Origin of the sequence: Polymorphobacter fuscus (assembly GCF_011927825.1) — a bacterium.
Lineage (GTDB): Bacteria > Pseudomonadota > Alphaproteobacteria > Sphingomonadales > Sphingomonadaceae > Sandarakinorhabdus > Sandarakinorhabdus fusca.
This window is the reverse complement of the sequence record NZ_JAATJI010000002.1, coordinates 425,748-439,861: the sequence shown is the minus strand read 5'-3', so window position 1 is coordinate 439,861 and position 14,114 is coordinate 425,748. Positions and strand designations below refer to the sequence as shown.

Annotated in this window: 11 protein-coding genes; 5 read left to right on the top strand and 6 right to left on the bottom strand. The window is 69.8% G+C overall.

Features of this window, described 5'->3' with window-relative positions:
• Nucleotides 1-90: 90 nt before the first annotated feature.
• On the top strand, nucleotides 91-249 hold the full coding sequence (locus tag GGQ62_RS15385) for a YdcH family protein (RefSeq protein ID WP_152577881.1): 159 nt from the start codon (nucleotides 91-93) through the stop codon (nucleotides 247-249).
• A 69-nt stretch (nucleotides 250-318) separates the two neighbouring features.
• On the opposite strand, the gene dksA is transcribed toward GGQ62_RS15385, so the two are convergent.
• The 3 genes from dksA to GGQ62_RS15370 form a co-directional block, all read right to left on the bottom strand.
• On the bottom strand, nucleotides 319-795 hold the full coding sequence (dksA, locus tag GGQ62_RS15380; RefSeq protein ID WP_153401317.1) for an RNA polymerase-binding protein DksA: 477 nt from the start codon (nucleotides 793-795) through the stop codon (nucleotides 319-321).
• Between the two features lie 240 nt (nucleotides 796-1,035).
• Nucleotides 1,036-1,656, bottom strand: coding sequence for a polyhydroxyalkanoate synthesis repressor PhaR (gene phaR, locus GGQ62_RS15375; RefSeq protein ID WP_152577882.1), 621 nt, complete (start codon nucleotides 1,654-1,656; stop codon nucleotides 1,036-1,038).
• A gap of 25 nt (nucleotides 1,657-1,681) precedes the next feature.
• On the bottom strand, nucleotides 1,682-1,930 hold the full coding sequence (locus GGQ62_RS15370) for a hypothetical protein (RefSeq protein ID WP_167649678.1): 249 nt from the start codon (nucleotides 1,928-1,930) through the stop codon (nucleotides 1,682-1,684).
• Here GGQ62_RS15370 and GGQ62_RS15365 point away from each other — a divergent pair, their 5' ends adjacent.
• The gene (locus tag GGQ62_RS15365) at nucleotides 1,931-2,794 is read left to right on the top strand and encodes an alpha/beta fold hydrolase (protein ID WP_243446652.1); all 864 of its coding nucleotides are present in this window, start codon (nucleotides 1,931-1,933) and stop codon (nucleotides 2,792-2,794) included.
• On the opposite strand, the gene GGQ62_RS15360 is transcribed toward GGQ62_RS15365, so the two are convergent.
• Entirely contained in the window at nucleotides 2,785-3,387 is a 603-nt protein-coding gene (locus GGQ62_RS15360) for a TIGR02466 family protein (RefSeq protein ID WP_152577883.1), read from the bottom strand. The genes GGQ62_RS15365 and GGQ62_RS15360 overlap by 10 nt on opposite strands.
• 256 nt (nucleotides 3,388-3,643) lie before the next feature.
• Between GGQ62_RS15360 and GGQ62_RS15355 the strand changes: the two genes are divergently transcribed.
• Nucleotides 3,644-4,816, top strand: coding sequence for a PEPxxWA-CTERM sorting domain-containing protein (locus tag GGQ62_RS15355; protein ID WP_167649700.1), 1,173 nt, complete (start codon nucleotides 3,644-3,646; stop codon nucleotides 4,814-4,816).
• A gap of 37 nt (nucleotides 4,817-4,853) precedes the next feature.
• Here GGQ62_RS15355 and GGQ62_RS15350 read toward each other — a convergent pair whose 3' ends face one another.
• On the bottom strand, nucleotides 4,854-5,732 hold the full coding sequence (locus GGQ62_RS15350; protein ID WP_243446147.1) for an alpha/beta hydrolase: 879 nt from the start codon (nucleotides 5,730-5,732) through the stop codon (nucleotides 4,854-4,856).
• Nucleotides 5,733-5,854: 122 nt separating this feature from the next.
• On the opposite strand from GGQ62_RS15350, the gene GGQ62_RS15345 reads away from it, so the two are divergent.
• Both GGQ62_RS15345 and pbpC read left to right on the top strand, forming a co-directional pair.
• Nucleotides 5,855-11,563 (top strand): alpha-2-macroglobulin family protein, encoded by a 5,709-nt coding sequence (locus GGQ62_RS15345; protein WP_152577885.1) that lies wholly within the window; start codon nucleotides 5,855-5,857, stop codon nucleotides 11,561-11,563.
• Nucleotides 11,564-13,672 carry a penicillin-binding protein 1C gene (gene pbpC / locus GGQ62_RS15340; protein ID WP_152577886.1) on the top strand — a complete coding sequence of 703 codons (2,109 nt, stop codon included), beginning with the start codon at nucleotides 11,564-11,566 and terminating at the stop codon, nucleotides 13,670-13,672.
• A gap of 3 nt (nucleotides 13,673-13,675) precedes the next feature.
• Here pbpC and GGQ62_RS15335 read toward each other — a convergent pair whose 3' ends face one another.
• Entirely contained in the window at nucleotides 13,676-14,074 is a 399-nt protein-coding gene (locus tag GGQ62_RS15335) for a hypothetical protein (RefSeq protein ID WP_152577887.1), read from the bottom strand.
• Nucleotides 14,075-14,114: the final 40 nt, after the last annotated feature.

Genomic DNA, 14,114 nt, shown 5'->3' with positions numbered 1-14,114 from the left:
GCCTTGGACTTCGCGGCGATTGTGTGGTTGACTTTGCGACCCGCGACTCCGCGCCGCCCCCGGCGCTATCGCTTTTCAAGGGAGTATCCGATGGCCAATGCCCATCTCGCCACCCTCAATGCCCGCCATGCCGCCCTGGAGGCGTCGGTTCATGCCGAAACCCGGCGGCCGCTGCCTGACCAGGCGCTTCTGGCCCAATTGAAGCGCGAGAAGCTGAAGCTGAAGGAAGAAATCAACCGCCTTCACTGATCCGTCGCGCCGGCGCGGGGTGTACCGCGCCGGCTGCGTGATGCGCAAACCGCTTGCCCGGCCTGTGGCCTATTCCTCGCGCGTGATCTTTTCGTCGCGCTCATGACGCTCCTGCGCTTCCAGCGTCATCGTGGCAATCGGCCGAGCCTCCAGCCGCTGCAGCGAGATCGGCTCGCCCGTGACTTCGCAATAGCCATATTCGCCATTTTCGATCCGGCGCAGCGCCGCGTCGATCTTGCTGATGACCTTGCGCTGGCGGTCACGGGTGCGCAGTTCGATCCCCCAGTCGGTTTCGCTCGCTGCGCGGTCGGTCACGTCGGGCTCGCGCATCGGCTCGGCCTTCAGCGTTTCGAGCGTCGCCGACGATTCGCGCAGGATCGAGTCCTTCCACTCGAGCAGCTTGCGGCGGAAATAGGCCAGCTGCTGCACCGACATGAAGTCTTCATCGGACGACGGCCGATAATCGGGCGGCAAGTCGACAGCGGCCAACCGGGCCGCCACCGGATTCTCATCGTCATTTCCGCGCGCCGCGATCAGCGATTCCATGCCGAAAACTCCCCATCTCCGGATCGATCCGACAATCGGCATTGTTGCCCGTGCAAGCTCCCGATGCCTCTCGCGTCGGCAGTCCACCCCGGCAAATGCCCATGATCGGACACCAATCCCCCGGACGCGCTCATAGCGGCGGGGCCGGCGGTCGGCAAGCCGCCAGCGGAGCCTTTAACGAAGAATTGCGGTGCAATATTGCCCGGTGTCGAAACGATCAAACCGACGCCGCGGCTGCGATCAGTCCTTGCCCATGCCGTCGAGGCGCGCCTGCAAGGCGGCCAACTGGGACTTCAACTGCGCCATTTCACTGTCGCTGGGCGCTGCCGCCGGCGAAGGCGCGGGCGAGGCCGGACGAGCCGCCGGCGTCGCCCCGGGAACCAGACCCGTAGTCAGCATCGACGTCGCGGCCTGGAACAGCGCCAGATTCTGCTTGGCGAGCTGCTCGAACGGTTTCAGCGCCGCGCTGCGGAACTTGTCCTGGTTCTCGGCAAAGGCCGCCATCGATGCTTCCAGATAATGCGGCACCATTGCCTGCATCGAATCACCATACATGGCGATGATCTGGCGCAGGAAAGGCACGGGCAACATCGTCTGGCCGGTTGCCTCTTCCTCCATGACGATCTGCGTCAGCACGCTGCGGGTAATGTCCTCGCCGGTGCGGGCGTCGAAGACCTGGAAATCGCGGCCTTCGCGGGTCATCGCCGCAAGGTGCTCAAGCGTGATGTAACTGCTGGTTTCGGTGTTATACAGCCGGCGGTTGGCGTATTTCTTGATGACCACCGATGCACCGGCGCCTTGCTTCGGCGTATCGCCCTTGGCTGCAGCGCCGGAGCCGGTATTGGACGGGGCAATGGCCATGAATCTTCCTGACAATACCGAAAATCTATTCGTAACACATCCACATGCTGCATCGCAACGCAATGGCCAGACTGCGCTCGAAAGTGACCAACGCCCGGCCGGGACGCGCCGCCGCGGCCCCCATCCGCTGCCGGTCTTCCTCGCTGCCGTCACCACCGCCTGCCGGGACGACCCGGCGCGCCTTGACCGTGTCCTGGCCGGATTGCGGCGTTACCAGGCAGCGCCTGTCGCCCCGCCCCGCCGCCAGCGCCCTGCCATCGCCCGCATCGGGCATGTGACACTGCGGGATCATGGCGGCAGCGGTCGCCCGGTCGTGATCGTGCCGTCGCTGATCAACCCGCCCGATATTCTCGATCTGGCGCCGGGCAACTCGCTCACCGACGCGCTGGCGATGGCCGGGCTGCGGCCGCTGGTCGTCGATTGGGGCGAACCCGAGGGGTTGGGCCTGGCCGATACGGTCGCGCTGCGGCTGGTGCCGCTCGTTGCCGGCCTTGGCGCGCCGGTTGCGCTTGCCGGCTATTGCCTGGGCGGGACGCTGGCGATTGCCGCCGCGACGCTGCTGGGGCCACGCGTCGACCGGCTGGCGCTGCTCGCCACGCCCTGGCACTTCGGCGGCTATGATGCCCCGGCGCGCGACGGCCTTGCCGCCTGGTGGCGCGGTGCCGAACCCCTGGCGGAACAGTTCGGCGCGGTGCCGATGGACCTACTGCAACCGGCATTCTGGTCGCTCGACCCCGCCGGTCTCGCTGCCAAATACGAAGCCTTTGCCGCGTCCGATGCCGACCCGCGCGCGTTCGTGCAACTGGAAGACTGGGCCAATGGCGGCGTGCCGCTTTCGATCACCGCCACCCGCGATCTCGCCGAAACGCTGTTCGCTGCCGATGCCAGCGGCCGCGGCGACTGGACGATTGCCGGCACGCGCATCGACATTGCCCACCTCGCCTGCCCGGTGCTCGATATCCTCGCCGGCCACGACCATATCGTGCCGCCGGCGACGGCGCTGACCAGCGATGGTCCGGGAACGGCGCTGCGCCTCGATGCAGGCCATGTCGGCATGGTTGTCAGCCGCCGCGCGCCGGCGCTGCTCTGGGCGCCGCTGGCGACCTGGCTGAACGAAGGGGTGCCGGCTCAGCTATAGTTGAAGCTGACGCTGATCCGCTCCGCCTTGGCCCGGCTCGCGGGCACTTCATGGCGCAGCCAGCTTTCCCACAGGTAGATCGTGCCGGGCTGCGGCGTCGCATAGACGAACGTCTGCAATGCCTCGGGCGCATCGGCACTGCGGCCCGGTGCGTTCATCAGCATCGGCAACCGCGGATCCTCCAGCTTCAACCCGCCGGCGCCTGGGGGAACCTCGATATAGACCGTCCCCGAAATGATGCTGTGCGGATGAATATGCCCGGAATGGGCGCCGCCGGGCTTCAGGATGTTGACCCACAAACTGTCGAGTCGCGGCTTGCGGCCATTTAGTTCCATCGCAGCCTCTGCGGCAAAAGCACGCACATGCCCATCCAGACGCCGTTTCAGGTCGGCGAACGCCGGATCGCGCGCCGGCAAATCGTTCAGCGAAGCGTAGGACGTGTACCCAGAATAGCCATTGTCGCGCGCCCAACGCCGCCCCGCCATGTCATCGCGTGCGAGGCTGCGACAGCTGTGCGCAAGCGCTGCCAACAGGGCGGGATCGGTTAGGAATCCCTCGTAAAACTGGGTCACGAAAAGCGGTCGGCTGGGCATGATCTGTCATGCGCTCAACCGGTCGTCCGACGCAAGCACCTGTCGGTCGCATACCCCTTTCGCATAGAGCATTTGGTAACAATACGAGGTTGTTACCCCGAAAGCACATTCACCTTTATTAACCCAACGCGCTCATCTTCGATTCATTTTATCACCCTACAGGTCAAGCCGGCTTTGCGGGGAGCCGGTTGCAAACAATTGCAAAACAAAGGGACACGGACACATGATCAGGAAACGCTTTGCGTTGGCGCTAGCCATGTTGGCAACAAGCGCTGCGCCTCTTCACGCTGCTGTGCTGACGGCCAATGGCACCAACCTGGCTGCGGTGTTCGCAAGGGCAAAGGATGGCGACACCATCAAGGTGGTCGGGACCGTCAAAGATATGGTCCTGCAGAATCGCAGTTTCACCAAGGCGGTGACCATCGACGCGACCCAGGCGACATTCACCGACACCCTGACCATCAAGAACGTGTCGAAGGTCAATTTCCTCGGCGGCACCTATGGCTCGAGGACCCAGGAGATGCGCACCGGGCGCGCGGTCGGCCTCTACAACAGCAGCGACGTCAACTTTTCGCGCGTGTTCTTCGTCGGCACCGGCCGCGGCACCGGCGTCGGCATCACCACGGCCGGCTCGCGGGGGATCAGCGTCTCGGCCGGCAATTTCCAGAACCTGCGCCTCGGCATCGGCATCACTGCCTCCACTGACGTCCGCATCAGCAGCAGCCGCTTCATCGGCATGACCAGCGATGGCATCAATATCGCCGACAGCCACCGCGTCACCGCCACGGCCAACCGTTGCACCAATGGCGCGCCGTCGGCCGGTGCCCATCCCGATTGCATCCAGCTGTGGAGCATCCTCGGCAATCCGCGCCAATCCGACATCTCGCTGACCAACAATTATGTCAACGGCCCGACACAGGGGCTGACCTCGTTCAATGCCAGCGCCGGTGGCGGCCTGCGCATCACCATGATCGGCAACACCATCGCCACGTCGTTCCCCCAGGGCATCGCCTGTGGCAATTGCGATAACAGCATCTTCACCAACAACACGCTTACCACCCTGCCTGGCGCCAGGTGGCGGACGTCGATGAACATCGATGGCAACAACAACATCATCGAGAACAACACCGTCGGCGACCGGCCGCCGCTCGGCGCCCAGACGCTGGCCTTGCTCGGCAGCCTCGATGGCGCCGACATCTCCAACGCCATCAGCCTGTTCGAGGAGCCGCTGCCGGATTTCGCCCTCGAAGATCTCGCGCTGCTCGCCAGCATGCTGCCGCTCGACAGCCTGACGCCCGACGCGATGACGTTCGGTTCCACGCTCGCCGCCGTTCCGGAACCCACCACCTGGGCGCAGCTGGTCTTCGGCTTCATCCTTGTCGGCGCTGCGGTCCGTACCCGCCGCTCCGGGCGCAGCGTCGTCGCCTGAACCATGACGGTGCGGGGCCCACGCCCCGCACCGTCCTCTATCCTGTGCCGGCCAGCGCCGCGTGCAGGAACACCGCGATGTCGCGCACCACCGGTGCCTTGCCGCGAAACGGCTTCGACATCGCCAGCAAGATGCCGATATGGCCGATGCCGGCATATTCGACCAGCTGCGCCTTGCCGCCAAGGCCGGTCACCCTGGCCGCCAGCACCCGGGAATTGCGCGGCTGCACGGTCGTATCGGCGTCCCCGGTCAACAGCAGCATCGCCGGCGCGTCGCCGCGCGCGAAATTGATCGGCTGGGTGGCGGCGATGTCCGGCGTACCGCCGAACGCCGCCGCCGCCGCGCCGCCCGGCACGAACGGCGAAAAATCGAACGGGCCCGCCAGGGTCGCCACCGACTTGATGACCCCGGCCGCACCCCGGCCCCGGTCGAGCGCCAGCATCATCGCGATATAGGCGCCGGCACTGTGCCCGGCCACGGCAATGCGCCGCGGGTCGCCGCCATGGCGCGCGACATTGGCCGCCGTCCATTGCGTCGCGGCGGCACCATCCTCGACAAAGGCGGGGAAACGCGCCGCCGGCACCAGCCGATAATCCGGCACGACGACAATGAACCCCTGCGCCGCCAGGGCCCGCGCTGCAAAACCATAATCACCGCGCGCGCCGCTCGACCAGCTGCCGCCATAGAAAAAGACGATCACCGGCAACCCCCGCGCCTGCGGCGGCCCATAGATATCGAGCCGTTGGCGCGGATCGCCGCCATAGGCGATTTCCGACGCCAGCAGCGCCACGCCGCCATCGCCCGGGATCAGCGCATTGGCACCGTTCAACACCCCCAGCCGCGTACACCCCGCCGTCGCGCCGGCGGCAACCACCGCCGCTCCTGCCGCCAGCACCCGTCGCCGCATTGCATCCATCTGTGCACCCCTCGGCCCCCCGCATAGCGCACCGCCCGCAATCGCCAAAACCGCGGTCCGCACACCGGCCGAATCGGCCAGGCCATCTTGCCGCCGCCCGCCCGCCGCGCCATGATCGGCACATGAGGCAACCCCGTCCCGGCTGGCTGGTGGCAGCAGCGCTGGCGATGGCCGGTGCGGCCCTGGGCGTTGCCGCCGTCAGCGCGCCGCTGCCCCGGGTCGATCGCATCACCCCCGCCGGCAATGTCGAAGGCCCGGAGCAGGCGACACTGCATTTTTCGACACCGATGGTGGCATTGGGGGACCCGCGCGCGCCGGCGCCCGCCACCGGCAACTGCCTTGCCGGCGCCACTGCGCGCTGGGCCGACAGCCAGAGCTGGGTGGTCGATTTCCCGCGTGCCCTCGCTGGCGGCCAGCGGTGCAATTTCGACCTCAAGCCCGGGCTGCGCGACGCCGCCGGTGCGCTCGTCGGTGGCGATCGGCAGTTCGGCTTTTCGACCGGCGGGCCGACGATCCGCGCCGCCACCCCCTCGCCCGATGGCGGACTGATCGCCGAAGACCAGGTCTTCCTGCTCGCGCTCAACGCCCCGCCCACATCCGCAAGCGTCGCGGCGCATGCCGCCTGCCTGATCGATGGCGTCGGGGAGGCGGTGCCGCTCGACATCCTGCCCGATGCGACGCGCGACACCATCCTCAACGGCGCTGGGCAGGATTGGCAGGTCCGCCAGCTGCTCGTTGCCGCGGGCCTGCGCAAGGCCGAATATGGCGATGACCCGATGCCGCCGCGCGGCACGGTCGTCGCTGCAAAATGCCGCCGCGCCCTGCCCGCGGGCGGCCGGCTGACGATCAGCTGGGGCAAGGACGTCGTCACCGCCAATGGCCTGGCGGCCGGCGTCGCCAGGCGGCTGGATTTCAAGGTGCGCGCGGCCTTCACCGCAGCGTTCGAATGTTCGCGGGTCAACGCGGCGGCCGCCTGTTCGCCGCTCGAACCGATGCGCCTCGCCTTCCGGGGGGAGGTGCCGACCGCCACGGCACTTGCCGCGCGGCTGGTCGGCCCCGACGGCCGCAGCCTCGCGCCGCTGGCGCCGACGGCGCGCACGACCACGCTCGATGCGGTCATCTTCAAGGGCCCGTTCGCCGAAGGCAGCGATTATCGCATCGAATTGCCCGCCGATCTTGTCGATGACGCCGGCCGCCCGCTGGCCAACGCCGCGCGTTTCCCGCTCGCCATCCGCACCGGCGATTTCCCGCCCCTGGCGAAGTTCGCCGCGACCTTCGGCATCTTGGAGGCCGCCGAGGGAGGCGTCCTGCCGGTCACCCTGCGCGGTGTCGAAAACCCGCTTCCGGCGCGCGCCATCGGCGGCCGCGACATGACGCTGACGGGCGATGCTGCCATCGCCGCCTGGCTGCAACGCCTTGCCGATTCGGAAAATCGCACCTTCATCCAGGTCCCCGTCGCCGGCAGCGGCAACAAGCGCTCGGTCGAAACCACCCGCAGCACCCCGTTGATCCCCGCCGCCGCCCGGGCGCGCGCCTTTGCCATCCCGCGCGACAAGGACCCGCGCGCCTTCGAAGTTGTCGGCATCCCGATCGCGACACGCGGCTTCCATGTCATCGAACTGGCGTCGCCCGTCCTCGGCGCGGCGCTGCTCGGGCCGGGCAAGACCCGCTATGTCGCCACCGGCGCGCTGGTCACCGACATGGCGGTGCATTTCCAATGGGGTCGCGGCCGCAGCCTGGCCTGGGTGACGCGTCTCAGCAACGCCGCCCCTGTCGCCAACGCCGCCATCGCCATAACCGACAGCTGCACCGGAAAAACGCTGTGGCAGGGCCGCAGCGACGCGCAGGGCCGCGCGCCGATCGGTGACGTGCTGCCCCCGCCCGTCAGCTATGGCAGCTGCACATACGGCACCGACCATGCGCTGCTGGTCAGCGCCCGCACCGCCGACGACATGAGCTTCACCCTGTCGACCTGGGGCAACGGCATTCAGGCCGGCGACTTCAACATTCCCCAGGGCTGGGGCTTCGACCGGCTCGCCGTCCACGCCGTCTTCGACCGCACGCTGCTGCGCGCCGGCGAAACCATCAACATGAAGCTGATCGCCAGGCAACGTGTCGATGCGGGCTTCGCGCCGGTGCCGGCCCGGGCCGCGGTGCTGACGCTGCGCCATTTGGGGTCGGATGCCACCTTCACCACGCCGATGGCCGCCAGCGGCGCCGCGACCTGGACGGCGCCGGCCAGCGCACCGCTGGGCGATTATGCCGTCGAACTGCCCGGCACGGCGACAGTGGCGGGGCGCGAGGCGCCGGGCGAGCCGATCACCGCCGGGCGGTTTTCGATCGAGGATTTTCGCCTGCCGACCATCCGCGCCCGCGTGTCCGGGCCGGCCGGCAAGCAGGTGGCCCCGGCAACCGTGCCGCTCGACCTGGCGCTGACCTATTTGTCGGGCGGCGGCGTCGCCCATGCGCCGGTGAAGCTGCGCACCAGCGTCGCGCCGCGCACCGTCACCGTCCCCGGTTATGACGACTGGACCTTCGCCGCCGAGGTGTTGACGCCCGGAATCGTGCCGATCGGCGGCGACGCGGACGCTGCTGCCGCGGCCCCGTTGCGCGCCCGCGTCGAACCCGTCACGCTGGCGGCCAATGGCGTGGCGCGCGTCGTCGTCGGCGATCTCGGTGCCATCACCACCCCGTCGCAATTGATCGCCGAAATGGATTATGACGACGCCAATGGCGAAGTCGCCACCACCGGCACAAGGGTCGCGCTCGAACCCGCCGGCCTGCGCGTCGGCATCCGCACCGATGGCTGGATGGCCAAGGCCAACGACCTGCGGCTGAAGCTCGTCGTCCTCGATCTGGACGGCAAGCCTGTTGCCGGCCGCAAGGTCAGCGTCCAGCTGTTCAGCCGCGAGACCTACAGCTATCGCAAGCGGCTGATCGGCGGCTTCTACAGCTATGACAACAGCCGCGAGACCAAGGCACTGGATGCGCGCTGTTCGGGCAGCAGCGACGCGCTGGGCCTGGTCGCGTGCACCCTCGACGCGGGCGTGTCGGGAGAAGTCGTTGCCGCCGCCGAGACGCGCGACGATGCCGGGCACATCGCGCGCGCCACCACATCGGTGTGGCTGGCGGGCAGCGACGACTGGTGGTTCGGCGGTGACAATGGCGACCGCATGGACGTGGTGCCCGAGGCGCGCAGCATCGCCGCCGGCGGCACCGCCCGGTTGCAGGTGCGCATGCCGTTCCGCGAGGCGACGGCGCTCGTCAGCGTGCTGCGCGACGGGGTGATCGACAGTTTCGTCACGACGCTGTCGGGATCGAACCCGGTTGTCGAAGTGAAGATGCAGCCCGGCTATGCGCCGAATGTCCATGTCTCGGTGCTGGCGGTGCGCGGCCGCGTCGCCGGCTGGCGGCTGTGGCTGGCGGATCTCGCCCGCCGCTGGAACCTGCCCTGGCTGAGCCGCGAGGCCGCGTCACCGACGTCGCTGGTCGACCTTGCCAAGCCGAGCTATCGCCTCGGCATCGCTACGCTTCAGGTCGGCTGGGATGCACACCGGCTGGCGGTCACGGTCGCCAGCGACAAGCCGGCCTATAATGTCCGCAGCGCGGCGACGGCGACCGTCACCGTCACCCCGCCGGCCGGACGCACCCTGCCGAAAGACAGTGCGATCACCTTCGCCGCCATCGACGAGGCGCTGCTGCAATTGCGCCCCAACGACAGCTGGGACGTGCTGACCGCGATGATGGCGCCGCGCCCGCTCGCGGTCGTCATGGCGACGGCGCAGACGCAGGTTGTCGGCAAGCGCCATTACGGCCGCAAGGCCGTCGCTGCCGGCGGCGGCGGTGGCGACATGGCCGGCCTGTCGCGGCGCGATTTCAACCCGGTGCTGCTGTGGCAGGCCGTCGTGCCGATCGATGCGCAGGGCCGCGCCACTGTTCCGTTCCGCCTCAACGGTTCGCTGTCGGGCTTCCGCCTCGTTGCCATCGCCACCGGCGGCGCGGACCTGTTCGGCACCGGCAGCACGACCATTCGCACGACGCAGGACCTGCAGATCCTGCCTGGCATCCCGCCGCTGGTCCGCGACGGCGATGATTATGTCGCCACCGCCCTCGCCCGCAACGCGACCGCGGCGCCAATGCGCGTCCGCCTGACCGGCACCGCCGGCGCCATCACCCTGCCACCCCAGGACCGCGACATTCCCGCCGGCGGCGCCGCCAATGTCGCCTGGCGCATCGTCGCGCCCGTGAAGGGCCCGGTGGTCTGGGCCATCGACGCCCGATCCGCCTCCGCCCATGACGCGGTCCGCGTGACCCAGACGGTGCTGCCCGCCGTTCCCGACCAGGTCCTTCAGGCCAGCCTGATGCAGCCGGGCGGCGCTGCCGTCCCCGTCGCCGCGCCCGCTGGTGCACTGCCCGGACGCGGCGGCATCGACATCGCCGTCAGCCGCAGCCTGGGTGGCGACCTGCCCGGCGTGCGCCGCTATATGGCCGCCTACCCCTATGACTGTATCGAACAACGGCTGTCGCGCGCCGTCGCCACCGGCGATCGCGCCGGATGGGAGAGTGCCGCGCAAGCGCTTGCCGGCTATCTCGACAGCGACGGGTTGGCGCGCTTTTTCCCCGGCGAATGGCTGCGCGGCGATGTCGGGCTCAGCGCCTATATCCTCGATCTGTCCGCCGCCAGTGGCTGGCCGCTGCCCGCCGCGCCGCGCAATCGCCTGATCGCCGGGCTGACCACAAGTGTCGGTGGCCAGACCGGCGGCACGCTCGACATTCCGACGCGGATGGCGGCGCTTGCCGCGCTGGCGACCGCCGGCGCGCTGCCGCCGGCGCTGGTCGACACCATCACCGTCGCGCCGGACAATTGGCCGACGGCGACGATCATCGACTTCCTCACCATCACCGACCGCGTCGCCACCCCCGCCGCGCGCACCGCCGGCGCCCGGGCGGAAGCGGTGCTGCGCAGCCGGCTCGACCGCCAGGGCACGACGCTGCGCCTGCGGCAGGACGACAGAGCCGGACTGCTGACCTCGGCCGATGCCACTGCCGCGCGCCTTGTGGGCTTTGCCGTGCCGCGGCCTGGCTGGCGCGCCGACGTGCCGCTGCTGGCCCGCGCATTGATGCTGCGCCAGCGCCAGGGCCATTGGGACACCACGATCGCCAACGCCCGCGGCACATTGGCGATGCGCGACTTCACCCGGCGGTTCGAGGCGGCCCCCGTCACCGGCACCACCAGCGTCCGCATTGGCACCGCCAGCCGCGATTTCGTCTGGACGGCGCCGCCACCGCCGCAGACGCTGCCCTGGCCCGCCGCCCAGACGCCGCTGACCGTCACCCACCAGGGCAGCGGCGAACCCTGGGTGATCGTCACCGCCCGCGCCGCGGTGCCGCTGACGACGGCGTTCACCAGCGGCTTTTCGGCCAGCCGGAGCATCGCCGCCGTGTCACAGGCCACCCCCGGTCGCTGGACCCGCGGTGATGTCGTCCGTGTCACCGTCACCGTCACGCCCCGCGCGCCGGTCGAATGGGTGGTGATCAACGATCCCGTCCCCGCCGGCGCGACCATCCTCGGCGGGTCGATGGGCGGCCGGTCGCAGATGCTCGGCGAGGACGCCAGCACCGGCACCAGCCCCAGCTTCGTCGAGCGGCGCGGCGATGCCGTTCACGCCCATTATGCCGCGCTCGGCCGCGCGCCGGTCAGCTACAGCTACACCGTGCGCCTCGGCAGCACCGGCCGCTTCCGGATGCCGCCGACGCGCGTCGAAGCGCTCTACAGCCCCGAAATGCTCGCGCTGCTGCCCAATGCGCCGCTTACCGTCGCCCCCCGCTAGATGACCAGAACCGCCTGCCTGCTTCTCGTCCTCGTCGCTGCCACCCTCATCCTCCTCATCGCCACCACGCCGCTCGCCCCGCCGGATTTCGCCGGTGCCCGCAGCGCCAGCGCCACCAGCGAGGCGCGGCTGCTCGCCCGCGACGGCCGTGTCCTCGCCGTCCGCCGCACCGACCCCAACCAGCGCCGCCTCGCCTGGGTGCCGCTCGCCGACATCAGCCCGGCGCTGCGCAACCGCATCGTCGCCGCCGAAGACCGGCGCTTTGCCGAACACGCCGGCATCGACTGGCGCGCCGTCGCCGCCAGCGTTCGCGATCGCGCCGAAGGCCGCGCCAACCGCGGCGCCAGCACCATCACCATGCAGCTTACGGCGCTGCTCGACCCGACGCTCGGCAGCGCCGGCACCCGCAGCTGGCGGCAGAAGATCATGCAGGGCCGCGCCGCGGTCGCCCTCGAACGCCGCTGGACCAAGGACCAGATCCTCGAAGCCTGGCTCAACCTTCTGCCCTTTCGCGGCGACCTTGTCGGCATCGACGCCGCGGCGCGGGGCCTTGCCGGCCACGCCCCCGCGGCCATCGACGCCGCCGAGGCAGCCGTCCTCACCGCGCTCGCCCGCTCCCCCCAGGCGCCGCCCGCCACCGTGACGGCCCGCGCCTGCCGCACCGCGCCGGACCTGGCGTGCGCGCGCATCGCCCTCACCGCCGATCGCCTGCTCGGCCCGCGCGCGCCCATCGCCGCCCCCGACCTGGCGCCGCAGCTCGCCAACCGGCTGCTTGTCCCCGGCACGCGCGGCGATGTCGCCACCACCATCGATGCCGACGTCCAGCGCCTTGCCACCGCCGCCCTCACCCGCCAGATGGCGGCGCTCAGCGCCCGCGGCGCGCGCGACGGCGCCGCGATCGTCGTCGACAATGCCAGCGGCGACATCCTCGCCTGGGTCGGCTCCGCTGGCCCCGCGTCAACCGCGGCCAGCGTCGATGGCGTCACTGCCCAGCGCCAGGCCGGATCGACGCTGAAGCCGCAACTTTACGCCCTCGCCCTCGAACGCCGCCTGCTCACCGCCGCCTCGGTGCTCGACGATTCGCCCGTCGATCTCGATACCGCCTCGGGGCTGTACGTCCCGCAGAACTACGACCGCCAGTTTCGCGGACCCGTCAGCGTCCGCTCGGCTCTGGGCAACAGCCTCAACGTCCCTGCCGTCCGCACCTTGCTGCTCGTCGGCGTCGACGGCTTTCGCGAGCGGCTGTTCGACATCGGCTATGCCGGCATCACCCGCGACGGCGATTACTACGGCTTTTCGCTGGCGCTGGGCTCGGCCGAAGTCAGCCTTGTCGAACAGGCCGCCGCGTTCCGTGCGCTGGCTCGCGGTGGCCGCTGGTCGCTGCTCCGCATCACCCCCGGCGCCCCGGCCGCCGACCGCCAGGCAATCGACGCCGGCGCCGCCGCGATCATCCGCGATATCCTGTCGGACCCGGCCGCCCGCACCGCCACGTTCGGGGAGGACAATGGCCTCGTCCTGCCCTTCCCCGCCGCGGTCAAGACCGGCACGTCGAAGGCGCTGCGCGACAATTGGTGCATCGGCTTTTCGGACCGTTTCACCGTCGGCGTCTGGGTCGGCAATTTCGAAGGCGATCCGATGGTCGGCGTGTCGGGCACCAGCGGCGCCGCCCCGGCCTGGGCGGCGATCCTGCAGGGCCTCCATGCCGCCCGCCCCGGCGGCGCGTTTCGCCTGCCCCCCGGCATCGTTCGCCAGCGGGTCAGCTTCGTCCCCGCCATCGAACCGCCGCGCGACGAGCTGTTCCTCGCCGGCACCGAAATGGCGCGTTTCACCGCCACCGATCCCGCCGCCGCGCGGCCGCGCCTGCTGGCGCCCGCCGATGGCAGCGTCGTCGCGCTCGATCCCGATATTCCGCCGGCGCGCCAGCGCGTCACCATCCGCGCCCGCACCGGCCCTGCCGCTTTGTCGTTGACCATCGACGGCCGGCCGCTGGCGACGCGCCACGATGGCGGCACGGCGACTGCACTGTGGGCCCCGGTTCCGGGTGTCCATGTCATCGCGCTCACCGATGGCCGCCATGTCTTCGACCGCGCCCGGTTGACGGTGCGGTGACCGTCAGTCGGGTCGCAGGCCCGCATCCGCCGCCGCACCGCTTGCCCCGGCCGGTAGCGGCGTCACCGTCCGTGCCGTCACATCGACGCGAAACCGCGCGCCATCCTCGTTCTCGATGACCAGCCCGCCGGCATCATCGGCGCGCATCGACCGGAAATAGACGTCCTGGACATCGCCCTCCAGGTCGCCCTGGCGCCGGTTGTCATAGATCTTCAGCCGCCACAGAGGCGCGCCATCGCTGGCGAAAGCGCCCAGCATGCCGCCCAATTGCCCGGGTTCCGGAGTCGTCGATCCGACGACCTGGCGATAGGTGGTGGCGCCGATGGTCACCGGCGCGACCCGTGCCGGTGGCAACCGGCTGACAACGGCCGCCGGGGAATCGCGATCGGACGAGGTGGTCATGGCGCTGTCATCCTTCGCCGCCTGGCAGGCGGCAATCGCG